The organism is Vibrio sp. 1167 (assembly GCF_033340375.1).
GTDB classification, from domain to species: domain Bacteria; phylum Pseudomonadota; class Gammaproteobacteria; order Enterobacterales; family Vibrionaceae; genus Vibrio; species Vibrio alginolyticus.
The window spans coordinates 1-1,086 of record NZ_JAWOWK010000110.1; the positions used below are offsets into that span (position 1 = coordinate 1).

General features: G+C 47.4%; 1 protein-coding gene. It reads right to left on the reverse strand.

Going from position 1 to position 1,086, the window contains the following annotated elements; all coding sequences use genetic code 11:
* Positions 1 to 1,086: MOSC N-terminal beta barrel domain-containing protein (locus R7Z78_RS24725; protein ID WP_212733947.1), on the reverse strand; the 1,086-nt coding region annotated here is incomplete at both ends.

Below are 1,086 nucleotides of genomic sequence, written 5' to 3' on the forward strand. Positions count from 1 at the left end.
TTAAGGTTGAACTGACCATCTGGGTTTTCTGCCTCTAATACATCACCGACTTGTAGGTTGTCTAACAAGGCATTCGACACGCGGCCACCTGCAATACGCTTAACTGAGATAGCATAGCGACCAGGACGAGATGGGCTAGACGATAAGGTATATCGACGACCAATTTTCTTACCATTGATGTCCACCTCAATCGGCAAATGTTGGCCCGGTAAGTAGTTTGGTAAAGAGCCTTTGCTCGGTTCTAGCCATAAGGTCACGAAATCTTGAGCAATCTCTTCACGCTCAACACACGTCAGCATCATGCGCACAGGTGAGTTGTCCGGATAAAACTCCGGCTCCTTATATTCGAGCACTTCAACTTTATCGCCTTGGCGAATAATGCCCTCATTGCGCGCCACAAGGTTTTGTCCAAAGAACACACCACCTCGTTCATTGGCGCGGAACTGTTGCAACGTTTTGAGCGGCTCTTTGCTTTCGCGGAAAGTGCCACGTTGAGTATTGATCGTGGTAAGAATACAACGCTCACAAGGTTTGAGAGATTCGAACTCCACTTCCCCTATTCGGATGCGCTTCCAAGAATCTTCTTCAAATGGCTTGGTATCAGATACGACTAAGTTTGTGCGGAACTGATCCATGGAGTGTTGCTCAGAACTTCTTTTGTTCAATTCCTCTAGCGAAGCTTGGCTGATCACCAACACTGGATAGCCGTCAGCAAAACTCACATTTTGTCCCAGGCTTTCACGGACACGATTGGATTGTTCACCGCTAAAAAGCAACTCTACGCGCTGTCCCAATACCTGACTAAACCAATCATCCGCATCATCGGTAGTCGTGTAAGCGGTGAAGGCATCTTTCCAAACTGTTGCGGGTGTTTCCTGCATTTTGAAATCTTGATAACGGATTTTAAGTGGTTCCATTCCCAAGCTACTGAACACCACCCCATCGGCAAGCAACGCTGATTTCACGGTTACCATTTGAGGGTACTTTCGCGCAGTGATCATCGAACCATCGGCTTTGGCAATCATAAAACGACGGTCAAAACTCAACCCTTGTTTTTCTACCCATGCGGACGAGAGCGACACACCT